The sequence below is a fragment of the Streptomyces sp. NPDC053367 genome, assembly GCF_044545925.1.
In the GTDB taxonomy this organism is placed as follows: Bacteria; Actinomycetota; Actinomycetes; order Streptomycetales; family Streptomycetaceae; genus Streptomyces.
Genome location: NZ_JBITYN010000004.1, coordinates 212,530 through 229,166, shown reverse-complemented (window position 1 = coordinate 229,166; position 16,637 = coordinate 212,530). Strand labels below are relative to the sequence as shown.

At 73.5% G+C, this 16,637-nt stretch carries 16 protein-coding genes; 10 read left to right on the top strand and 6 right to left on the bottom strand.

The annotated features are described in order from the left end of the window. Positions 1–57: 57 nt before the first annotated feature. The gene (locus ACIGXJ_RS13790; protein WP_399644193.1) at positions 58–1,563 is read right to left on the bottom strand and encodes an FUSC family protein; all 1,506 of its coding nucleotides are present in this window, start codon (positions 1,561–1,563) and stop codon (positions 58–60) included. Positions 1,564–1,823: 260 nt separating this feature from the next. Between ACIGXJ_RS13790 and ACIGXJ_RS13785 the strand changes: the two genes are divergently transcribed. Then, a complete protein-coding gene (locus ACIGXJ_RS13785) occupies positions 1,824–2,306 on the top strand; it encodes an Lrp/AsnC family transcriptional regulator (RefSeq protein ID WP_399644191.1) in 483 nt (160 codons plus the stop codon). On the opposite strand, the gene ACIGXJ_RS13780 is transcribed toward ACIGXJ_RS13785, so the two are convergent. Continuing rightward, positions 2,303–3,247, bottom strand: coding sequence for a sigma-70 family RNA polymerase sigma factor (locus ACIGXJ_RS13780; protein ID WP_399644188.1), 945 nt, complete (start codon positions 3,245–3,247; stop codon positions 2,303–2,305). The two genes, ACIGXJ_RS13785 and ACIGXJ_RS13780, sit on opposite strands and share 4 nt — an antisense overlap. 161 nt (positions 3,248–3,408) lie before the next feature. On the opposite strand from ACIGXJ_RS13780, the gene ACIGXJ_RS13775 reads away from it, so the two are divergent. Further along, positions 3,409–3,540 carry a hypothetical protein gene (locus ACIGXJ_RS13775; protein WP_399644186.1) on the top strand — a complete coding sequence of 44 codons (132 nt, stop codon included), beginning with the start codon at positions 3,409–3,411 and terminating at the stop codon, positions 3,538–3,540. Between the two features lie 10 nt (positions 3,541–3,550). Here ACIGXJ_RS13775 and ACIGXJ_RS13770 read toward each other — a convergent pair whose 3' ends face one another. After that, positions 3,551–4,330, bottom strand: a complete 780-nt coding sequence (locus tag ACIGXJ_RS13770; protein WP_399644184.1) for a LysR substrate-binding domain-containing protein — start codon at positions 4,328–4,330, stop codon at positions 3,551–3,553. 218 nt (positions 4,331–4,548) lie between these two features. On the opposite strand from ACIGXJ_RS13770, the gene ACIGXJ_RS13765 reads away from it, so the two are divergent. The 4 genes from ACIGXJ_RS13765 (at position 4,549) to ACIGXJ_RS13750 (ending at position 7,920) form a co-directional block, all read left to right on the top strand. Further along, on the top strand, positions 4,549–4,902 hold the full coding sequence (locus ACIGXJ_RS13765; RefSeq protein WP_399644181.1) for a hypothetical protein: 354 nt from the start codon (positions 4,549–4,551) through the stop codon (positions 4,900–4,902). 10 nt (positions 4,903–4,912) lie between these two features. Further along, entirely contained in the window at positions 4,913–5,311 is a 399-nt protein-coding gene (locus ACIGXJ_RS13760; RefSeq protein ID WP_399644179.1) for a DUF5997 family protein, read from the top strand. 58 nt (positions 5,312–5,369) lie between these two features. Continuing rightward, the gene (locus tag ACIGXJ_RS13755) at positions 5,370–6,692 is read left to right on the top strand and encodes a hypothetical protein (protein ID WP_399644177.1); all 1,323 of its coding nucleotides are present in this window, start codon (positions 5,370–5,372) and stop codon (positions 6,690–6,692) included. A 304-nt stretch (positions 6,693–6,996) separates the two neighbouring features. Next, the gene (locus ACIGXJ_RS13750; RefSeq protein WP_399644175.1) at positions 6,997–7,920 is read left to right on the top strand and encodes a peptidoglycan-binding protein; all 924 of its coding nucleotides are present in this window, start codon (positions 6,997–6,999) and stop codon (positions 7,918–7,920) included. Positions 7,921–8,007: 87 nt separating this feature from the next. On the opposite strand, the gene ACIGXJ_RS13745 is transcribed toward ACIGXJ_RS13750, so the two are convergent. Beyond that, positions 8,008–9,492, bottom strand: a complete 1,485-nt coding sequence (locus ACIGXJ_RS13745) for an MFS transporter (protein ID WP_399644846.1) — start codon at positions 9,490–9,492, stop codon at positions 8,008–8,010. A 585-nt stretch (positions 9,493–10,077) separates the two neighbouring features. On the opposite strand from ACIGXJ_RS13745, the gene ACIGXJ_RS13740 reads away from it, so the two are divergent. From ACIGXJ_RS13740 to ACIGXJ_RS13730, 3 genes are read left to right on the top strand one after another with little or no spacing between them, the layout of a single operon-like run. After that, positions 10,078–11,697 (top strand): solute carrier family 23 protein, encoded by a 1,620-nt coding sequence (locus tag ACIGXJ_RS13740; protein WP_399644173.1) that lies wholly within the window; start codon positions 10,078–10,080, stop codon positions 11,695–11,697. Further along, positions 11,694–13,094, top strand: coding sequence for an amidohydrolase family protein (locus tag ACIGXJ_RS13735; RefSeq protein ID WP_399644171.1), 1,401 nt, complete (start codon positions 11,694–11,696; stop codon positions 13,092–13,094). The genes ACIGXJ_RS13740 and ACIGXJ_RS13735 overlap by 4 nt, the downstream gene beginning before the upstream one ends. Beyond that, positions 13,091–13,801, top strand: coding sequence for a TSUP family transporter (locus ACIGXJ_RS13730; protein WP_399644169.1), 711 nt, complete (start codon positions 13,091–13,093; stop codon positions 13,799–13,801). Before ACIGXJ_RS13735 ends, ACIGXJ_RS13730 begins: the two co-directional genes overlap by 4 nt. Here ACIGXJ_RS13730 and ACIGXJ_RS13725 read toward each other — a convergent pair. Further along, entirely contained in the window at positions 13,785–14,828 is a 1,044-nt protein-coding gene (locus ACIGXJ_RS13725) for a LacI family DNA-binding transcriptional regulator (protein WP_399644166.1), read from the bottom strand. The two genes, ACIGXJ_RS13730 and ACIGXJ_RS13725, sit on opposite strands and share 17 nt — an antisense overlap. A gap of 88 nt (positions 14,829–14,916) precedes the next feature. Next, the gene (locus ACIGXJ_RS13720; protein WP_399644163.1) at positions 14,917–15,339 is read right to left on the bottom strand and encodes a secondary thiamine-phosphate synthase enzyme YjbQ; all 423 of its coding nucleotides are present in this window, start codon (positions 15,337–15,339) and stop codon (positions 14,917–14,919) included. A 218-nt stretch (positions 15,340–15,557) separates the two neighbouring features. Between ACIGXJ_RS13720 and ACIGXJ_RS13715 the strand changes: the two genes are divergently transcribed. Continuing rightward, entirely contained in the window at positions 15,558–16,634 is a 1,077-nt protein-coding gene (locus ACIGXJ_RS13715) for an NAD(P)-binding domain-containing protein (protein WP_399644161.1), read from the top strand. Positions 16,635–16,637 lie beyond the last annotated feature (3 nt).

The window sequence follows — 16,637 nt, the reverse complement described above, 5'->3', positions numbered from 1 at the left end:
CAGCTGCGGTCTAGACCAAGGGGGCGGCGAGGTACGGTGTGCCGGGCCCGCCCCTCTTCACGCCCCCACGAGCGGGGACCCGGAAGGCGCCCGCAAAGGGGTCGCCAGTTCCGCGAGGGCGCGTTCGAGGCCGTGGAGGTGGGCCAGCGCGGGCTCGGCGGCCGGCAGCGGGGCGGCCGGCGCCGGGCCGGGAGCGCCCTTGCTCGCCGGGCTGTCGATGAGGGCCTGGACGGTGGCCTCGACGCGCCGGCAGGCGGTGGCGAGGCGGGCGTCGTGGGAGGCCTCGGGGTCGGCGGCGACGGCGACCAGGCCGCGGATCTCGCGGGCGCAGTCGTCGAGCAGGGCCAGGACCTGGCGGGCGCGCCGCTTGCGGACGACCATCGGGTTCAGCGGGTGCACGAGCGGCGCGACCGCGAGCCGTACCCGGCCGAGGAGCTGCTCCAGTTCGGCCACGCGCGGCGCCGGGTCGGCGTCCGGGACACCCGCCATCCGTGCGGCGGCCTCGGTGGTGGCGGCCCGGACGCAGGTCAGGGCGCGCTGGATCCAGGCGTCGGTGACGGCGTGGGTGGTGACGGGAAGGACGAACAGCACGGCAAGGACCGCCCCGAGCGCCCCCACTCCCGTCTCGGCCAGCCGCAGCGCGAGCAGGGCCGGGTCGAGCAGGTCCAGCAGGCCGTAGAGCAGCGACGCGAGCAGCGTCACGCAGAGCATCATCCAGGTGTAGGACACGGCGGCCGTGTAGAAGATCCCGAAGACGCAGGCGGCGAGGAGGACGCAGCTGACCACGGGATCACCGGCCACGGGGACCGCGACGAGCAGCCCGAGGCCGATGCCGATCACCGTGCCGAGGACCCGGCGGAAGCCGCGGACCAGGGTCTCGCCGCGCGAGGTGGTGTTGACGAAGATCCACCAGGTGGCGCCGACGGCCCAGTACCAGCGCTGCCCCGACACCAGCTGCCCGACGACGAGGGCGAACCCCGCGCCCGCGGTGGCCTGCACGGCCTGCCGCGTGGTGATCCGGGCCAGCCCGGTGCCGCCCGGCGGGGCGACCGCGGGCGGCGGGGGCAGCCGGCGCTCGTAGCACCACAGCCCGAAGCGCACCGCCGCCGCGGACAGCACCGACAGCAGGACGGCGGCGTACAGCTCGGGCAGGCGGTCCGGGGTGGCGCGCAGGAACTGGGCGATGAAGTACGTCATGAACGCGAACACGCCGAGGCTGTGGCCGCGCGGCCCCCAGCGGCGGGCGTACACGCCGGCGCCGACGACGGCGAGGAAGACGAGGTCGCGGGCGACGGGGTGGTCGTGCAGCTCGGCCGCGAGGGCGAGCACCGGCAGACCGACGGCCGGCAGCAGGACGGTGGTGACTGCCTGGCCGCGAATCGTGGTGTCGGTGACCGTGAACAGGGCGAGGAGAGCGGCGAGACCGCCGATGACGGCGCCGACGAGGGAGTGCCCCGCCAGCCCGCAGACGACGACGGCGAGCCCGATGCCGAGGACGGCCCGCGTGGCGAAACGCAGCCGCGTCCACCCCGGGTCCGGAGCCACGAACACCCTCTTCAGCACTGTGTACCGCCCCCTCATGACGACCGGCATGAAAAAGGCGCCGCGGGATCCGCAGCGCCATCGACGACTCCATGAGAGCATCCCGGCCGCCACTGGCTCAAGTCGACCCGCAAGCAGTGAGCCAATGGCCCACCAGCAGCGCTCCGGTGTCGGCCAGAGGAGGGCCAACGGACCACCGACCGTGGACCAGCCGGGGTGCGCGGCGATGGGCCATTGGTACAGTCGGTGAAGATCGACAGGCGACGAGGAGGCCGTCCGCCATGTCCGTGGACGAACTGGACACCCGCATTCTGCGACTGCTCCTGGAGCAGCCCCGCACCAGTGTCCGCGAGTACGCCCGCATCCTCGGCGTGGCCCGCGGCACGCTCCAGGCCCGCCTGGACCGGCTGGAGCGGGACGGCGTGATCACGGGCACGGGCCCCGCCCTCTCCCCCGCCGCGCTCGGCCATCCGGTGCTGGCGTTCGTGCACATCGAGGTCACGCAGGGGCACCTCGACGACGTGGGCGACGCGCTGGCGTCCGTGCCGGAGATCGTCGAGGCGTTCTCCATCACGGGCGGGGGCGACCTGCTCACCCGGGTGGTGGCCCGCGACAACGCCCACCTGGAGGACGTCATCCAGAAGCTCATCAGCCTGCCCGGCGTCGTCCGCACCCGCACCGAGGTCGCGCTGCGCGAACGCGTCCCGCACCGGCTGCTGCCCCTGGTGGAGTCGATCGGCCGGGCGGCCGGCCGGCCCGGCTAGGCGGGGATGCTCTCCGGCAGCCCGAACAGCGGGAACAGCCGTTCGGTGTCCCGGTAGGCGTGGATGGCGGCGATCCGGTCGCCGCGCAGATCCAGGACCTGGAGCGCCCAGGGCTCGTACGTCTCGCCCGCGGGCCGGTACTGACCGAAGGCCGGTGACCCGTTCGCCGTGACCGGCACCAGCCGGGACCCTCGGCAGCCGACCGCCGGCCCGGTCCACCAGGCCCGGATGTCGGAGGCGCCGCGTATCCATACGGTGTAGGGCGGCAGGGAGAGCGTGGCGTCTACGTGGAGCAGCATGCCGAGCTCCTCCATGTCGAAGCGGGAGAACGCGGCGGCGTAGCGGCGGGCGAGGGCCGAGCGGACGGTGCCGGCCGGCTCGGCGGCGGTCTCCCCGTCGGACGCGCGGCGCGCGGCGAGGGTGGCGCGGGCCCGCTGGAGCGCGCTGTTGACCGAGGCCACGCTGCATTCGTGCAGTTCGGCGACCTCCTTGGCGGAGAAACCCATGACCTCGCGCAGCAGGAGCGTGGCGCGCTGCTTGGGCGCGAGGTACTGGAGCGCGGCGACGAAGGCGAGGCGCACGGACTCGTCGGCGGTCGCCGCCCGCGCGGGGTCGCTGTCCGGGCAGGGCTCGACCCACGTCCCGGCGTCGAGCGGCGCGCCCGGTGACGTGGCACCGGCGGACGGGGCGGTGAGGTCCATCGGCAGAGCGCGCCGGCCGCGAGCGGCGAGGGCGTCCAGGCACACGTTGGTGGTGATGCGGTAGAGCCAGGTGCGCACCGACGCGCGCTGTTCGAAGCGGTCAACGTGCTTCCAGGCCCGCAGCAGCGCCTCCTGCACCGCGTCCTCGGCCTCGAAGGCCGAGCCCAGCATCCGGTAGCAGTATCCGGTGAGTTCGGCGCGGTACGCCTCGAGGTCCAGGTCGGTCGTCGTCTCCCCCATGAGGGGTGACGGTACCGGGCCACCGCCTCGACCACCGAACCTGCCAGTACCGTCGACGCCCCCTCACCTCCCCTCCAGCGCCTGGTGGACCGTCCGGTGCCACGTACGAGGTTCTCCCTATCGAACAGAGCGACCGTCCCCGATCGCCCGTGGAGGGGCACATGGCCCCGCCCCTGTCCCGACGCACCCTGATCGGCAGCGCGCTGCTCGCCGCCACGGTCCCCGGGACCACCGCCGCGGCGGCCGGCCGGGCCTTCCGTACGGACCGCGGAGGGGCGCCCTACCGGCGGTGACCTGCGCCGTTCAGGAGCGGCGGCGGGGCTTGCCGCGGGTACCGCCACCCTTGCCTGTGCCCTTGGCGCCACCGCCCGTGCGGGGGCGACCGCCCTTCGCGGAGGCCGCCTTGGACGGGGCCGGCTTGCGGCGGGCCGCGGCCTGCTTCTGCTTGCCGGCCTCCGCCCGGTCCTCGGTCCGCCGCCCGCGCGTGCTGTTGGCCGTACGGCCGCGCACGATGCCGATGAAGTCCTCGACGAGGTCGGTGTGGGCGTCCTCCGGCCAGGACAGGGCGACGCCCGACTGGGGGGCGTCGGTGACCGTGCGGTAGGTGAGGTCCTTGCGGTGGTGCAGCCGGGCCAGGGACTGCGGGACGACCAGGACGCCGACACCCGCCGCGACCAGCTCGATGGCGTCCGCGGTGGTCGCCGGGCGCTCGACGGCTGGCTTTCCGGGCGGCCGCTCCCAGTCGAGGACGTCGTCCAGAGGGTGGAAGACGACGTCGTCGGCGAGGTCCTCGACCGTGACCTCGTCGGCGGCGGTCAGCAGGTGGTCCTTGGGCACCACGACGACCGACGTCTCCGTGTAGAGGGGGATCGCGCTGAAGACCGTACGGTCCACGGGCAGCCGCACGATGCCCGCGTCGGCCTCTCCCGCGCGCAGCACGTCGGGGGCCTCCGCGGCGGCCACGGGGAGGAGGGACAGCGGCACGTCGGGCAGGCGTTCCTCCCAGATCCGCACCCACTTTCCGGGGGTGGCCCCGGGGACGTACGCGAGCCGGAACGAGGGGGGATTTTCGGGGCCTGTCACCCCGCCAGGCTACCGGCTCCCGCCCGGCCGGCCCGACCCGGAGCCGGTGGGGGTCGGGGTGGAGCCGGGGGCCCGGAGGCGGCCGGGTCGGCGTGGAGCGGGGGCCCGGAGCCGTCGGGGGTCGGGCAGCGCCCTCGGCGGACCGCGCCGGGATCGGCCTGCGGACCGTCCCGGGATCGGCCTGCGGACCGTCCCGGGATCGACCAGCGGACCGTGCCGTGATCGACCAGCGTCGGTGGACCGCGCGGCGGTCGGCCGACCCGTACCCGGGGACCGCGCTGCGACTGGCCGAGCCGTATCCGGCGGACCGTGCCGGGATCGACCAGCGCCGGTGGACCGCACGGCGGTCGGCCGACCCGTACCCGCGGACCGCGCTGCGACTGGCCGAGCCGTATTCGGCGGACCGTGCTGTGGTCGCGGGACCCCGCCCCGCGAATCGTGCCGTGGTCGCGGAACCGCGCCCCGCGAACCGTGCCGTGGTCGCGGAACCGCGCCCCGCGAACCGTGCCGTGGTCGCGGAACCGCGCCCCGCGAACCGTGCCGTGGTCGGCGGCCGCGCACCCGGCGGATAGTCTGGTCTGCATGAAGTCGCACCAGACCACCCAGTCGATGAAGCCCGCCACCGCGGCGAAGAAGCTGGGTGTGTACCTGCCCGCCACCCCCGCCGAGTTCCAGGAGGGGGTCGTCACGCGCGCCGAGCTGAACGAGATGCAGGCGAACCCGCCCGCGTGGCTGAGCGAGCTGCGGGAGAACGGCCCGCACCCGCGTCCCGTGGTCGCGGCGAAGCTCGGTGTGTCCATCGCGGGCCTGGCCCGCGGCGGCGTGACCGACGCGCTCACCACCGAGCAGATCGAGGCACTGAAGGCCGAGATGCCCGAGTGGCTGCAGAAGGAGCGGGCGACTCAGGCGGAGGTCCGCAAGGAGGGCGCGCGGCTGAAGAAGCGTGACGCGGAGCGCGCGCAGCAGAAGCCGCAGCACTGACACGGTCGGCGGGAAATCCGTTTGAGGGCGGGCGCCGCCCTCGGTGATGATCACCGGCATGTTCTCGCGCAGGAATCGCCGCCGCCCGAAGTCCCCCGTCGTCCTCGAAGCCTGGGAACTGCTGGACTCCGGTGACGTACCCGGCGCGCTGCGGCGACTGCGCTCCGGCACCGACGGCCTGCCCCTGGGTGAAGTCGCCCTGGTGGCGGCGCGGGCCGCGGAGAGTGCCGGTTTCGACGACCTGCGGCAGGCGGCCGAGGCGCTCGCCGCCCGGCCGGACGACGCGAAGGCGCTGTACGACTTCGGGTACGCCTGCGTGGAGCGCGGCGTGTCCTATCTGGCGGTCCCCGCGCTGCGCGAGGTGCTGCGCACCCACCCGGACGCGGGCGGTGTCGTACGTGAGCTGGTGTCGGCGTACGAGCGGGAGGGCCGGCACGCGGAGGCGGTCGAGCTGCTCGGCCGGTACGAGGGCTCGCTCGCGCCCTGGCCGGACCGCTATCTGCTGGTCTACAACGCGCTGATGGCGGGCGACCTGGAACTGGCCCGGCGCCAGCGCACGCTGCTCCCCGACCCCGAGGACCCGCAGTGGCTGCCCGCGCGCCGACGGCAGGACCGGATGCTCCAGCGCGCCGCGGCCGTCGCGCCGACGAGCCCGCTGGACCTGTCGGACCTGCGCGGGTGGCAGTACGTGATCGGCGGGAGCGTCCTCGGCACGATCTCCCCGTACGGGTTCGGGGCCGGGATGAACGGCCGGTTCGCGTGGCTCCAGGACACGCCGGAGCTGTGTCTGCGGGGGCTGCTGCGGCTGAGGACACTGCTGGAGGCCGCCGATCTGCGGCCGCGGTCCGTGTCCCTGCTGCCCGACCGCGACAGCGAGGTACTCGGCCTGGCCGCGGCCGCGCTGCTGGGCCTCCCGGCGGAGCCCTTCGAGGTGGGGCGCGAGGACACCGTCGTCATCGCCTACGACCTGAACGGGCTGCTCGACACGCCCGAGGGCCCCGGACTGCTGGAGCAACTGCACGAGCGGGCTCGGGGTGAGGTGCTGCACGAGCACGCGAGCTGCTGGACGGACGCCCCGGTGGTCGCCGCGGACAGCGTGGCGCTGCTGCACCAGTCGGCGGCAGCGCCCTGGGGAGAGCGGCTGCGGGTCGGCGAAGACGGCGAGGTGGGCCGGGAACCGGCCGACGGACGGCCCGCGGACCGGATCGCCGAGGACATCCTGGCCGCCGACCCGGCACCGGACGAGGGCGACGGCGAGACACCGGACGACCCCGACGAGGCGTTCTCCGCCTTCGTCACGGCGGTGCACGACACCTGGCTGCAGGGCGAGCGCACGGCCCTGCGGTCCAGCGGCCCGGTCCCGAGCGGCCGCTTCGCCTGAACTGCGGGACCGGCCGCGCGGTCGCCTCGCCTGGACTGCGGGATCCGCCGCGCGGTCGCATCGCCGAACGACGGGATCGGCGCCGATCACCGCACCGTTCCGAAGCTCAGGACCGGCGCCGGAACCCGGGCGTCACCGCCCGGAAGCCGCTTCGTCACGACTGGGCCCGAATTGTCACGGCGCATACCCGAAACGTGTCGCGTTCCGTCAACTTCAGCATGTGGCCAGCCAACTGAGCCATCATCAGGCGTGCCCCCGGGCCGCGCCAGGCCCCGGGGAACCCCATGACTCGGAAAGGCTGCGCATGAGCGTGAAAACCGGTCCCCAGCGCTACCCGGGCTCCAGCCGCGCGAACTGGTACCAGGACGACTTCCCCGGCGACCCGATGGAGGTCAACGTCGTGGTGCTGCACACCACGGAGGGCCCGTCGCTGCCGGGCTACGGCGGCGGTGGCTCCGCGCCGAACCTCACCGCGGTGCCCGACTTCCACGCGAAGCGGCTGCGCTGGTTCCAGCACTTCGACATCGAGGTCTCCTCCCGCGCCCTGCAGAACCTCAAGGGCGGCGTCGAGACGAACACGCTCAACGTCTGCCAGGTCGAACTGGTCGGCACCTGCGACCCCAAGACCCACCGCAAGTGGGACAAGGCGGGTCAGCGGCACGTCTTCTGGCCGGAGGCCCCCGAGTGGGCGCTCGAGGGCGTCGCACGGTTCCTGTCCTGGATGCACGAGGAGCACGGCGTGCCGCTCACCGGACCCAAGTCGTGGCCGGCCTTCCCCCAGTCGTTCGGAAACGGCCGCAAGCAGCGGATGACCGCTTCGAAGTGGGGCAAGTTCGAGGGGGTGTGCGGCCATATGCACGTCCCCGAGAACGACCACGGCGACCCGGGCGCGATCGACTTCGCCGAGATCCTGCGGCGCGCCAAGGCGGACCTGGACCTGGAGGAACCGCCGGCCGACACGACGCCGGGCCGCCCGGGCCGGCCGAAGATCCCGGCGTTCCCGGGCCGTAAGTTCTTCCGCGACGGCGCGGTCAACGACCATGTCCTGAAGCTCGGCAAGCAGCTGGTCAAGCGGGGCTTCGGCGACCACTACAAGGTCGGGCCGGGCCGGAACTGGAGCGAGGCCGACCGGCTCAACGTGCGTGACTTCCAGAAGTCCCGCCCCGAGCTGCGCGGCGACGCCGACGGCTTCCCCGGGCCGCTGACCTGGAAGCTGCTGTTCTCCTGACAGCGCCACAGGTCACCGGCATACGGCGCTGTCCTCCGGCCTCTCCGGCCGCTAAAGCCGGCAGGCATCCGCTCCCTGGCGCCGGTCTCAGCCGGGGCCGGGGCCCAGACCGCCGCCCTGGAGACGCTCCAGGTCGGAGGGGCGGACCTGGATGACGACGACCGCGATCAGCGCGGCGAGCGCGGTGAAGATCGCCGCCATGATGAACGCGCTGGACACCCCGGCGGTGAGGATCTCGTCGGCATACGGCGGTGGCAGCTGGCCCGTCTTCTCGAAGCGGAGCCGCTCGGCCGGGGTCGCCTGCTGGAGGAAGAGGGGGACCTGCTTGTCGGCCTCGTTGCCGCTGGCGGTGCCGTACATGGTGACCAGGATGGACAGGCCCAGCGAGCCGCCCACCTGCTGGGTGGCGTTCAGCAGGCCGGACGCGGCGCCCGTCTCGCGGACCTCGACGTTGGACAGTGCCATCAGCGTCAGCGACACGAACTCCATGCCCATGCCGAGGCTGAACACGAGCATCGGGCCCAGGACGCTGCCGGCGTAGGTGGAGTGCACGTCGGTCAGGGTCAGCCAGGCCAGGCCGACGGCCGCCAGGATCGCGCCGAGCACCATGAAGGGCTTGGGCCCGTAGACGGGCAGGAACCGCGAGGCCAGTCCGGCGCCGACGGCGATGACCGCGCTGACCGGCAGGAACGCGAACCCGGCCGCGAGCGGGCTGAAGTCCAGGACGTTCTGCACGAAGAGCGTGAGGAAGAAGAACATCCCGAAGATCGCCGCTGCCAGGCACAGCATGATGCCGTACGTGCCCGCGCGGTTGCGGTCGGCGAACATGTGCAGCGGGGTGATGGGCTGCCTGGACCGGCGTTCGATGAGGATGAACGCCGCCAGCACGACCACGGCCGTGCCGAACGACGCCAGCGTCCAGGGGTCCCGCCAGCCTTCCTGCGCGGCCCGGATGAAGCCGTACACCAGCAGGACCATGCCCGCGGTCGAGGTCAGCGCACCGGCGATGTCGAAGTGACCGGGGTGCCGCTCGGACTCCTTGATCCAGCGCGGGGTGGCGAGCACGATCAGCAGACCGATGGGCACGTTGACGAACAGCACCCACCGCCAGTCCAGCCACTCGACCAGGATGCCGCCCATGAGCAGGCCGATGGCGCCGCCGCCCGCGGAGACCGCGGCGAACACGCCGAACGCCCGGTTGCGTTCGGGACCCTCGCGGAAGGTGGTGCTGATCAGCGCAAGCGAGGTGGGCGAGGCGATGGCGCCGCCGACTCCCTGCAAGGCGCGTGCCGCGAGCAGTTGACCGGCGTTCTGCGAGAGTCCGCCGAGCAGCGAGGCGAGCACGAACAGCAGCACGCCGAACACGAACACCCGCCGCCTGCCGAGGATGTCGCCGGCCCGGCCGCCGAGCAGCAGCAGGCCGCCGAAGGTGAGGGTGTAGGCGTTGACCACCCAGGACAGGCTGGTGGTGGAGAACTCCAGCGAGCGCTGGATGTCCGGCAGCGCGATATTCACGATGGTGATGTCCAGCACCACCATCAACTGGCAGGACGCGATGACCAACAGGGCCATCGCGTTGCCGCCGCCACCCGGTTCCGGGGTGGCGGTGCGTGCTGCTGGGGTCGGCTGCGGATGGCTGCCCATGCGCGTCACACCCTCGGGGCGAGGGGGGTCGGTGGACGGACGGGTGCGTCCACCGCTGGTCCACCTGTCCGACGCTACGCCCGCCCTCCGGGCGTCACCAGTCGATCATCGCGCTGACCGGCGGACGCTCTCGGCCGCCCGAAGCCTTGCCCGCGGGCTTGCCAGGTGGCTCGCCAGGTGGCTCGCCCTGGGCTCGCCCGCAGCATTGTCCGAGGCATGGCCTGGGTTTGCCCGAGGCTTCACTCCGAGGCCTTGACGGCCCTGTCGTCGCCTCACATACTGGCGGCCAAATCGATTTGGCCAAATCGATTTGGCTCCCCGTCCAGGGCCGGATCGCGGCTGAACCAGTGCGTGTCGAACGCCGATCGGAGCTCGAACGTGTCCAGTCCCCGCCAGCCCCTTCCCGGTACGGGCCAGCCTCCCGCGCCGGGGCCCGCCGAAACGGAGTGCACCGCCTCGGCGCCCGCCGTGGGGTCCACCTCCGCGCCCTCCGCCGTGGAATCCACCTCCCCGATGCCCGCCGTGGAGTCCACCTCCGCGCCCTCCGCCGTGGAGCCCACCTCCCCGGTGCCCGCCGATGCGGAATTCCCTGCTCGAAAGGTCCCCGCGCCGGCGTCCGGAGCCTCCGGCTCCGGCTCCGCCGCCCAGGAGTCCGCGACCGAGGATTCCCCCGCCCCGGTCACCCCCACCCCGACGTTCCCCGCCCCGGTGACCCCCGCACCGGAGCTCCCCGCCCCGGTAGCCCCCGTAACGGGGTCCGCGGCCGGGCAGCCCCCCGCCCCGCAGTCCTCCGCCCCGGCGGCCGTCCATCCTGTCGACGAGGCCCGGCCCCTGGGCCGCATCGTCCTCTTCGGGATCCAGCACGTCCTCGTCATGGCCGCCACCCCGATCTCGGCGATCTTCCTGATGAGCGCGACCCTGCGCCTCGACGCCGGTCTGACCGTCAGCCTGCTCTCCGCCGCCTTCGTGCTCTCCGGGGTGGGCTCGCTGATCCAGTCGCTCGGCCCCTGGAGGTTCGGGCCGCGGCTGCCGTTCGTGATGCTGCCCGGGGGCGCGCCGCTCGTCCTCTTCCTCGCCATCGCCGAGCAGCACGGTCTGCCCACGGCGACCGGCGCGGTGCTCCTCACCGCGGCGTTCACCTTCGTCGTGCTGCCCCTCTTCTCGCGGTTGCTGACCTTCTTCCCGGCCCTCGTCATCGGCACGATGATCGTCATCGTCGGCGTCAATCTGGTGAAGGTCGGCGCGGTGCTCGTCACCGGGCGCCCCGGCACTCCGGGATTCGCCGACACCACGAATCTCGCCCTGGGCATGGCGACGATCGGCTTCACCGTCGTCTTCTATCTGCTGTTCACCGGCGTCCTGCGGCAACTGGCCGTCATGCTGGGGCTCGTCGCGGGGACCGCGCTGGCCGCCGTCCTCGGCCGTCTGGACCTCGGCCGCGCCGCCGAGGGCGGTCTGGTCGGGCTGCCGCAGCTGATGCCTTTCGGCTCACCGCAGTTCAACCTCCTCGCGGCGCTGCCGCTGATGCTCTACAGCCTCGCCTCGATGGCGGAGGCCACCGGTCAGACCGTCATCAACGCCGAGGCCGTGGGCAAGGAGATCGACCGGCACACCGCCGTCCCGAAGACCATCCGCGGTGACGCGCTCACCTCCCTCATGGGCGGGTTCCTCGGACTGCCGCTGATGGTGACCAGCGGGGAGAACATCGGCATCGTCCGGGTCACCGGCGTGCGCAGCCGTTTCGTCACCGCGGCGGCCGGTGCGGTCCTCATCGCCATCGGTTTCCTCGCCCCGGTGACCCGCGCGATCAGCGTCATCCCGCCGGCCGTCATCGGAGGCACCGCCATGGTGGTCTTCGCGGTCATCACCGTCCTCGGCGTGCAGTTGCTCGGCCGCTGCGACCTCGACCGGCACAGCAACACGTTCATCTGCGCCGTCGCCCTCGCGCTGGGGTTGCTGCCCATCCTCGTCCCGGGCGTCTACGCGGGCTTCCCGCCGAACCTGCGGATCCTCCTGGAAAGCGGCGTGGCCGTCGGCGCGTTCGTCGCCGCCGTGCTCAACCTCCTCTTCCACCACATCAGGCCGGGCATCGCCGCCCGTCCGGCCACCAGCCGTACGGAGACCGGCCGATGACCCACCTCATCCCTGCACTCCTCGACAGCCCCGGCCCGTTGCTGCTGATCCCGGACGCCGTCCTGCTCCCGGAGGGCCTCGCCGACGGATGCGCGGTCGTCGTCGACGACGGTCTGTTCCACTCCGTGGGCCCCTCGGAGGAGCTCCGGCGCGCCCACCCGCACCTGGAGGGCGTACGGCTGCCCGGTCATCTGCTGATGCCGGGGTTCGTCGACGCCCACCACCACCTCACGCAGAGCTTCGGCGCCGCGCTCGCCTTCGGGGAGCCGTCGGAGATCTACCGACGGGTCTGGGTACCGCTGGAGGGCGCCCTCGACGAGGAATCGGCGTACGTTTCGGCCAAGTTGGCGGCCCTGGAGGCGCTGCGCGGCGGCTTCACGACCGTCGCCGACGCGGGCACACGCGCCGATGTGGACGTCGACGTCGTCGCCTCCGCCGCACGGGACGCGGGCATCCGCTGCGTTCTCGGCCTCGTCTGCAACGACGCCGAGGCGGCCGGGGGTGGTGGCACCGACCCCGCCGTCCTCGACCGCGCGGACAAGCACCTCGCCCGGTACGCCGGCGATCCGCTGATCCACCCCTCCCTGGCCGTCTCCGTACCCGAGGCGGCCAGGGAGACGACCCTGCGTGAGGTCGCCCGGATCGCCGCGGACGCGGGAGCCACCCTCCAGATCCACGTCAACGAGCACCTGGCGGGCGTTGAACGCTCCCTGCTGCGACACGGCCTGCGCCCACTCGAACACCTCCACCACATAGGGGCGTTGGGCCCCCACCTGCTGGCCGCGCACGCCACCCTCCTCACGCCCCGCGAACTGACCCTGCTCGCCGACACCGGAACCGCCGTCAGCTACAACCCGGTGGCCAGCGCCTGGAAGGGCAACGCCGTCGCCCCCGCCCTGGCCATGGCCGAGCGCGGCATCCGTTTCGGCCTCGGCACCGACGGCACCCGCGGCGACGGGTTCCGCCTCGCCGAGGCGGCCGAGTTCGCCCAGCGCATCGCGTACGGCATCGCCGGCGGCGACTCGTCGTGCGGCGCCGGCTGGACCTGGCTTGAGCACGCCACCCGCGGCGGCGCCGACGCCGTCGGCCTGCGGGGGCGGACCGGTGCCGTCACGGAAGGGGCGGCGGCCGACTTCCTGGTCGTCGATGTCACCAACCCGGAACTGGCGCTGTCCTGGGACGTGCCCTGGGAGCTGGTCCGCCGCGGCAACCGGGACCAGATCACCGCCGTGTTCGTCGGCGGCCGGATGCGCCTGTGGCGCGGCATGCCCACCACCTGGGACGGTCCGACGCTCGTCCGCCGGGCGGCCGAACTGGCCCGTGCCTGCGTGGAACGAGCGCCCATCACCCGCGCCCACCCCACCTCCGCCGCGGCACGTGGCCGGAGCACCGGGTGAGCACCGAGACACTTGTCGTCCTCGCCCTCACCGTGGCCGTCGCCGCGTTCGTGCAGGGCAGCAGCGGCCTCGGCTTCGCCCTGATCGTCGCGCCCGTGGCGGGGATCCTGTCGCCCGGTCTGCTGCCCGGGTTCGTGCTGGCGGCGATGATCCCGCTCAACCTGCACGTCGCCTGGCGCGAGCGGGCCTCGCTCGATCTGCGCGGGGCCGGCTGGATCACCGTCGCGCGGCTCGCCGCCACCCCCGGCGGGCTGGCGCTGCTCTGGCTGATCCCGGAGCGGAGCCTGGGGCTCTTCGTGGGCGTCGCCACCGTCCTGGCCGTGGTCGTGAGTCTCGCCGCGCCCGCGTTCGCGCCCGGCCGGGCCGCCTACCTCGGCGCGGGCGCGGTGACCGGACTGACGGAGACCGCGACGGGCGTCGGGGGGCCGCCGCTCGCCCTGGTCTACCAGCACCGGCCGCCGGCCGAGCTGCGCTCCACCGTCGCCGTCTGCTTCCTGATCGGTGAACTCGCCTCGCTGGCCCTGCTGTTCGCCACGGGGCAGGGGCACCTGGAGGATCTCGGCTGGGCGTCGGCCCTGCTGCCGGCGATCGCCGTGGGCGCGTGGGCGAGCCGTCTGGTGCGCCATCGGGTGGACGCGGCCCGGCTGCGGCTGTTCGTGCTCGTGTTCGCGCTGGTCTCCGGGCTGGTCCTCATGCTCGGGCTGTGACCCGCAGCGACGACGCGCGCGGGATCACCCGCGGCTCCGGCGACGTGACCACCATGCCGGTGGTCACGTCGCCGCGCAGTCGTGCCAGCAGCAGCTCCACCGCGTCGGACGCCGCCCGGTCCAGATGAAGGTCGACGGCCGTGAGCGGCGGCTCGCAGGTCCGGGCGCGCAGACCGTCGTACCGGGTGACGACCATGACGTCGTCGGGCACGGCGCGCCCGCCGTCCTTGATCGCCCGCACCGCCCCCACGGCGAAGGCGTCCACCAGTGCGCACACGGCGTCGGTCCCGGGGTGCCGGGCGAGCAGTTCCGCGCAGCAGTCGTAGCCGGCCTGTTCGCCGCCCGTCTCGGGGGCGGTCGCGACCACCGGCTCCCAGCCGTACTCCGCGCAGACCCGCTCGTACGCGGTGCGTGCGTCGACCGCGGCGTGCCGTTGCCCGGAGCCGATGATCAGGGCCGGCCGTCGGGCGCCCTGCTCGCGCAGATGGGCGAGCAGCTTCTCGGCGACCAGTTCGCCGCGCAGGTCGATGTACGGCGCCGGCTCGTCGGGTGATACGGGCCTGCCGAGCGCCACGTACGGCAGCCCGCGCTCCCTCAGCTGGGCCGCGGCCACGTCGTTCGCGTCCGGCTCCACGACGATCGCCCCGTCGACGTCGACGGAGTGCAGATCGGTCCCGGACCGCACGGGCGGTACGAGCACGAGCGCGTACCCGTGCAGCAGGGCGCTCTCGGCGGCGGCAGCGGCGATCTCCATGTAGAAGCCGAGCCGGGAGGGCCCCGCGGCCACCGCCACCGGCATGGTCGAGGCGAGCGCGATGGCCTTGGCCTGGCCGCGCCGCAGCCGCTGGGCCCGCAGGTTGGGGCGGTAACCCAGCTCGGCGGCGACCTGTTTGATGCGCTCGCGGGTGCGGGGGTCGACCTTTCCGATCCCGTTGAGGGCGTGCGACACCGTGGTGCGCGAGACTCCGGCGGCACCGGCGACATCGGCGATCGTCGGTGGTCGGGGGCCGGCGCCGGACGTGGGCATCTCCGCGGCTCCTCGCGCGCTCGGGAACAGGTGACGCCCCTATCTTCGCCGACGACTTCGCCGGCCCGTGACCTCCGGGCCGCCTCCGTCAGCCGAGGAAGCTCAGCCGCACCTGGCGGTCGGGGTTGTCCTTGTTGGTGTCCACCAGGCACACCGACTGCCAGGTGCCGAGTTCCAGCCGGCCGCCGATCACCGGGAGGGTGGCGTGCGGGGGCACGATGGCGGGCAGCACGTGGTCGCGGCCGTGGCCGGGGCTGCCGTGGCGGTGCTGCCAGCGGTCGTCGGCGGGGAGCAGGGTGTGCAGGGCGGCGAGCAGGTCGTGGTCGCTGCCCGCGCCGGTCTCGATGAGGGCGATGCCGGCGGTGGCGTGGGGGACGAAGACGTTGAGGAGGCCGTCACGGCCGTCCGCCACGTCCCTGAGGAAGGCCTCGCAGTCGGCCGTGAGGTCGACGATCCGCTCGCTGGAGCCGGACGAGACCTGCAGCACTCGGGTGGTGAACGCATCTGCCATGCCCTCCATCCTGGCCCATGGACGGTCGGTGCCATCGCATGACGCTCCCTCCTGGTGTCCCGCGGGCCGTCGACGGCAAGGCGGACCGACCGGAGATCGGGAAGGTTGGGCGGGAGAACCGCACCGCTCCGGAGGTGTGGCCCCAGGGGATGTGCCGAAGGATCGGCCGCCGGGATGGGGCCGGGAAGATCTACCAGGCCCCCATGGTTGGTAGAAACGTGAACAACATGCAAGAGGTCGAGGTCGTCGTCATAGGCGCCGGGCAGGCGGGTCTGGCCGGCGCCTATCACCTGCGCCGCACCGGCTACGAGCCCGAGCGCGACTTCGTGGTCCTCGACCACTCCCCCGGTCCGGGCGGCGCCTGGCAGTTCCGGTGGCCCTCGCTCACCTACGGCAAGGTGCACGGCATGCACGCGCTGCCCGGCATGGAGCTCATGGGCGCCGACCCCGAACGGCCCTCCGCGGAGGTGATCTCCGAGTACTTCGCCACCTATGAGCAGACCTTCGACCTGCGCGTACGCCGCCCCGTCGACGTCCACGCGGTCCGCGAGGGCACGGACGGGCGGCTGCTGGTGGAGACCTCGGCCGGCACCTGGGCGACCCGGGCGCTGATCAACGCCACCGGCACCTGGGACCGGCCGTTCTGGCCGCGCTACCCCGGTCAGGAGACCTTCCGCGGACGCCAGTTGCACACCGCGCAGTACCCGGGGCCGCAGGAGTTCGCCGGGCAGCGGGTCGTGGTGGTCGGCGGCGGCGCCTCCGGGACGCAGCACCTGCTGGAGATCGCCCCGCACGCCGCCTCGACCACCTGGGTCACCCGGCGGCCGCCCGTCTTCCGCGAAGGCCCCTTCGACGAGGAGGCGGGCCGCGCCGCGGTCGCCCTCGTCGAGGAGCGGGTGCGCGAGGGGCTGCCGCCGCGGAGCGTGGTGTCGGTGACGGGCCTGCCGCTGAACGACGCGATCCGGCGGGGGCTGCGGGACGGCGTCCTGGACCGGCAGCCGATGTTCGACCGCATCACACCCGACGGAGTCGCCTGGAACGACGGCCGGCACGTCGCGGCGGACGTCATCCTGTGGGCGACCGGCTTCCGCGCGGCGATCGACCACCTCGCCCCGCTGCGGCTGCGCGAACCGGGCGGCGGCATCCGGCTCGACGGCACACGCGCGGTCGCCGATCCCCGTGTGCACCTCGTCGGCTACGGCCCCTCGGCCAGCACCATCGGCGCCAACCGCGCCGGGCGCGCCGCCGTGCGGGACATCAGACGCCTGCTGTCCGGGGAGCCGGTCGCCGCGTGACGG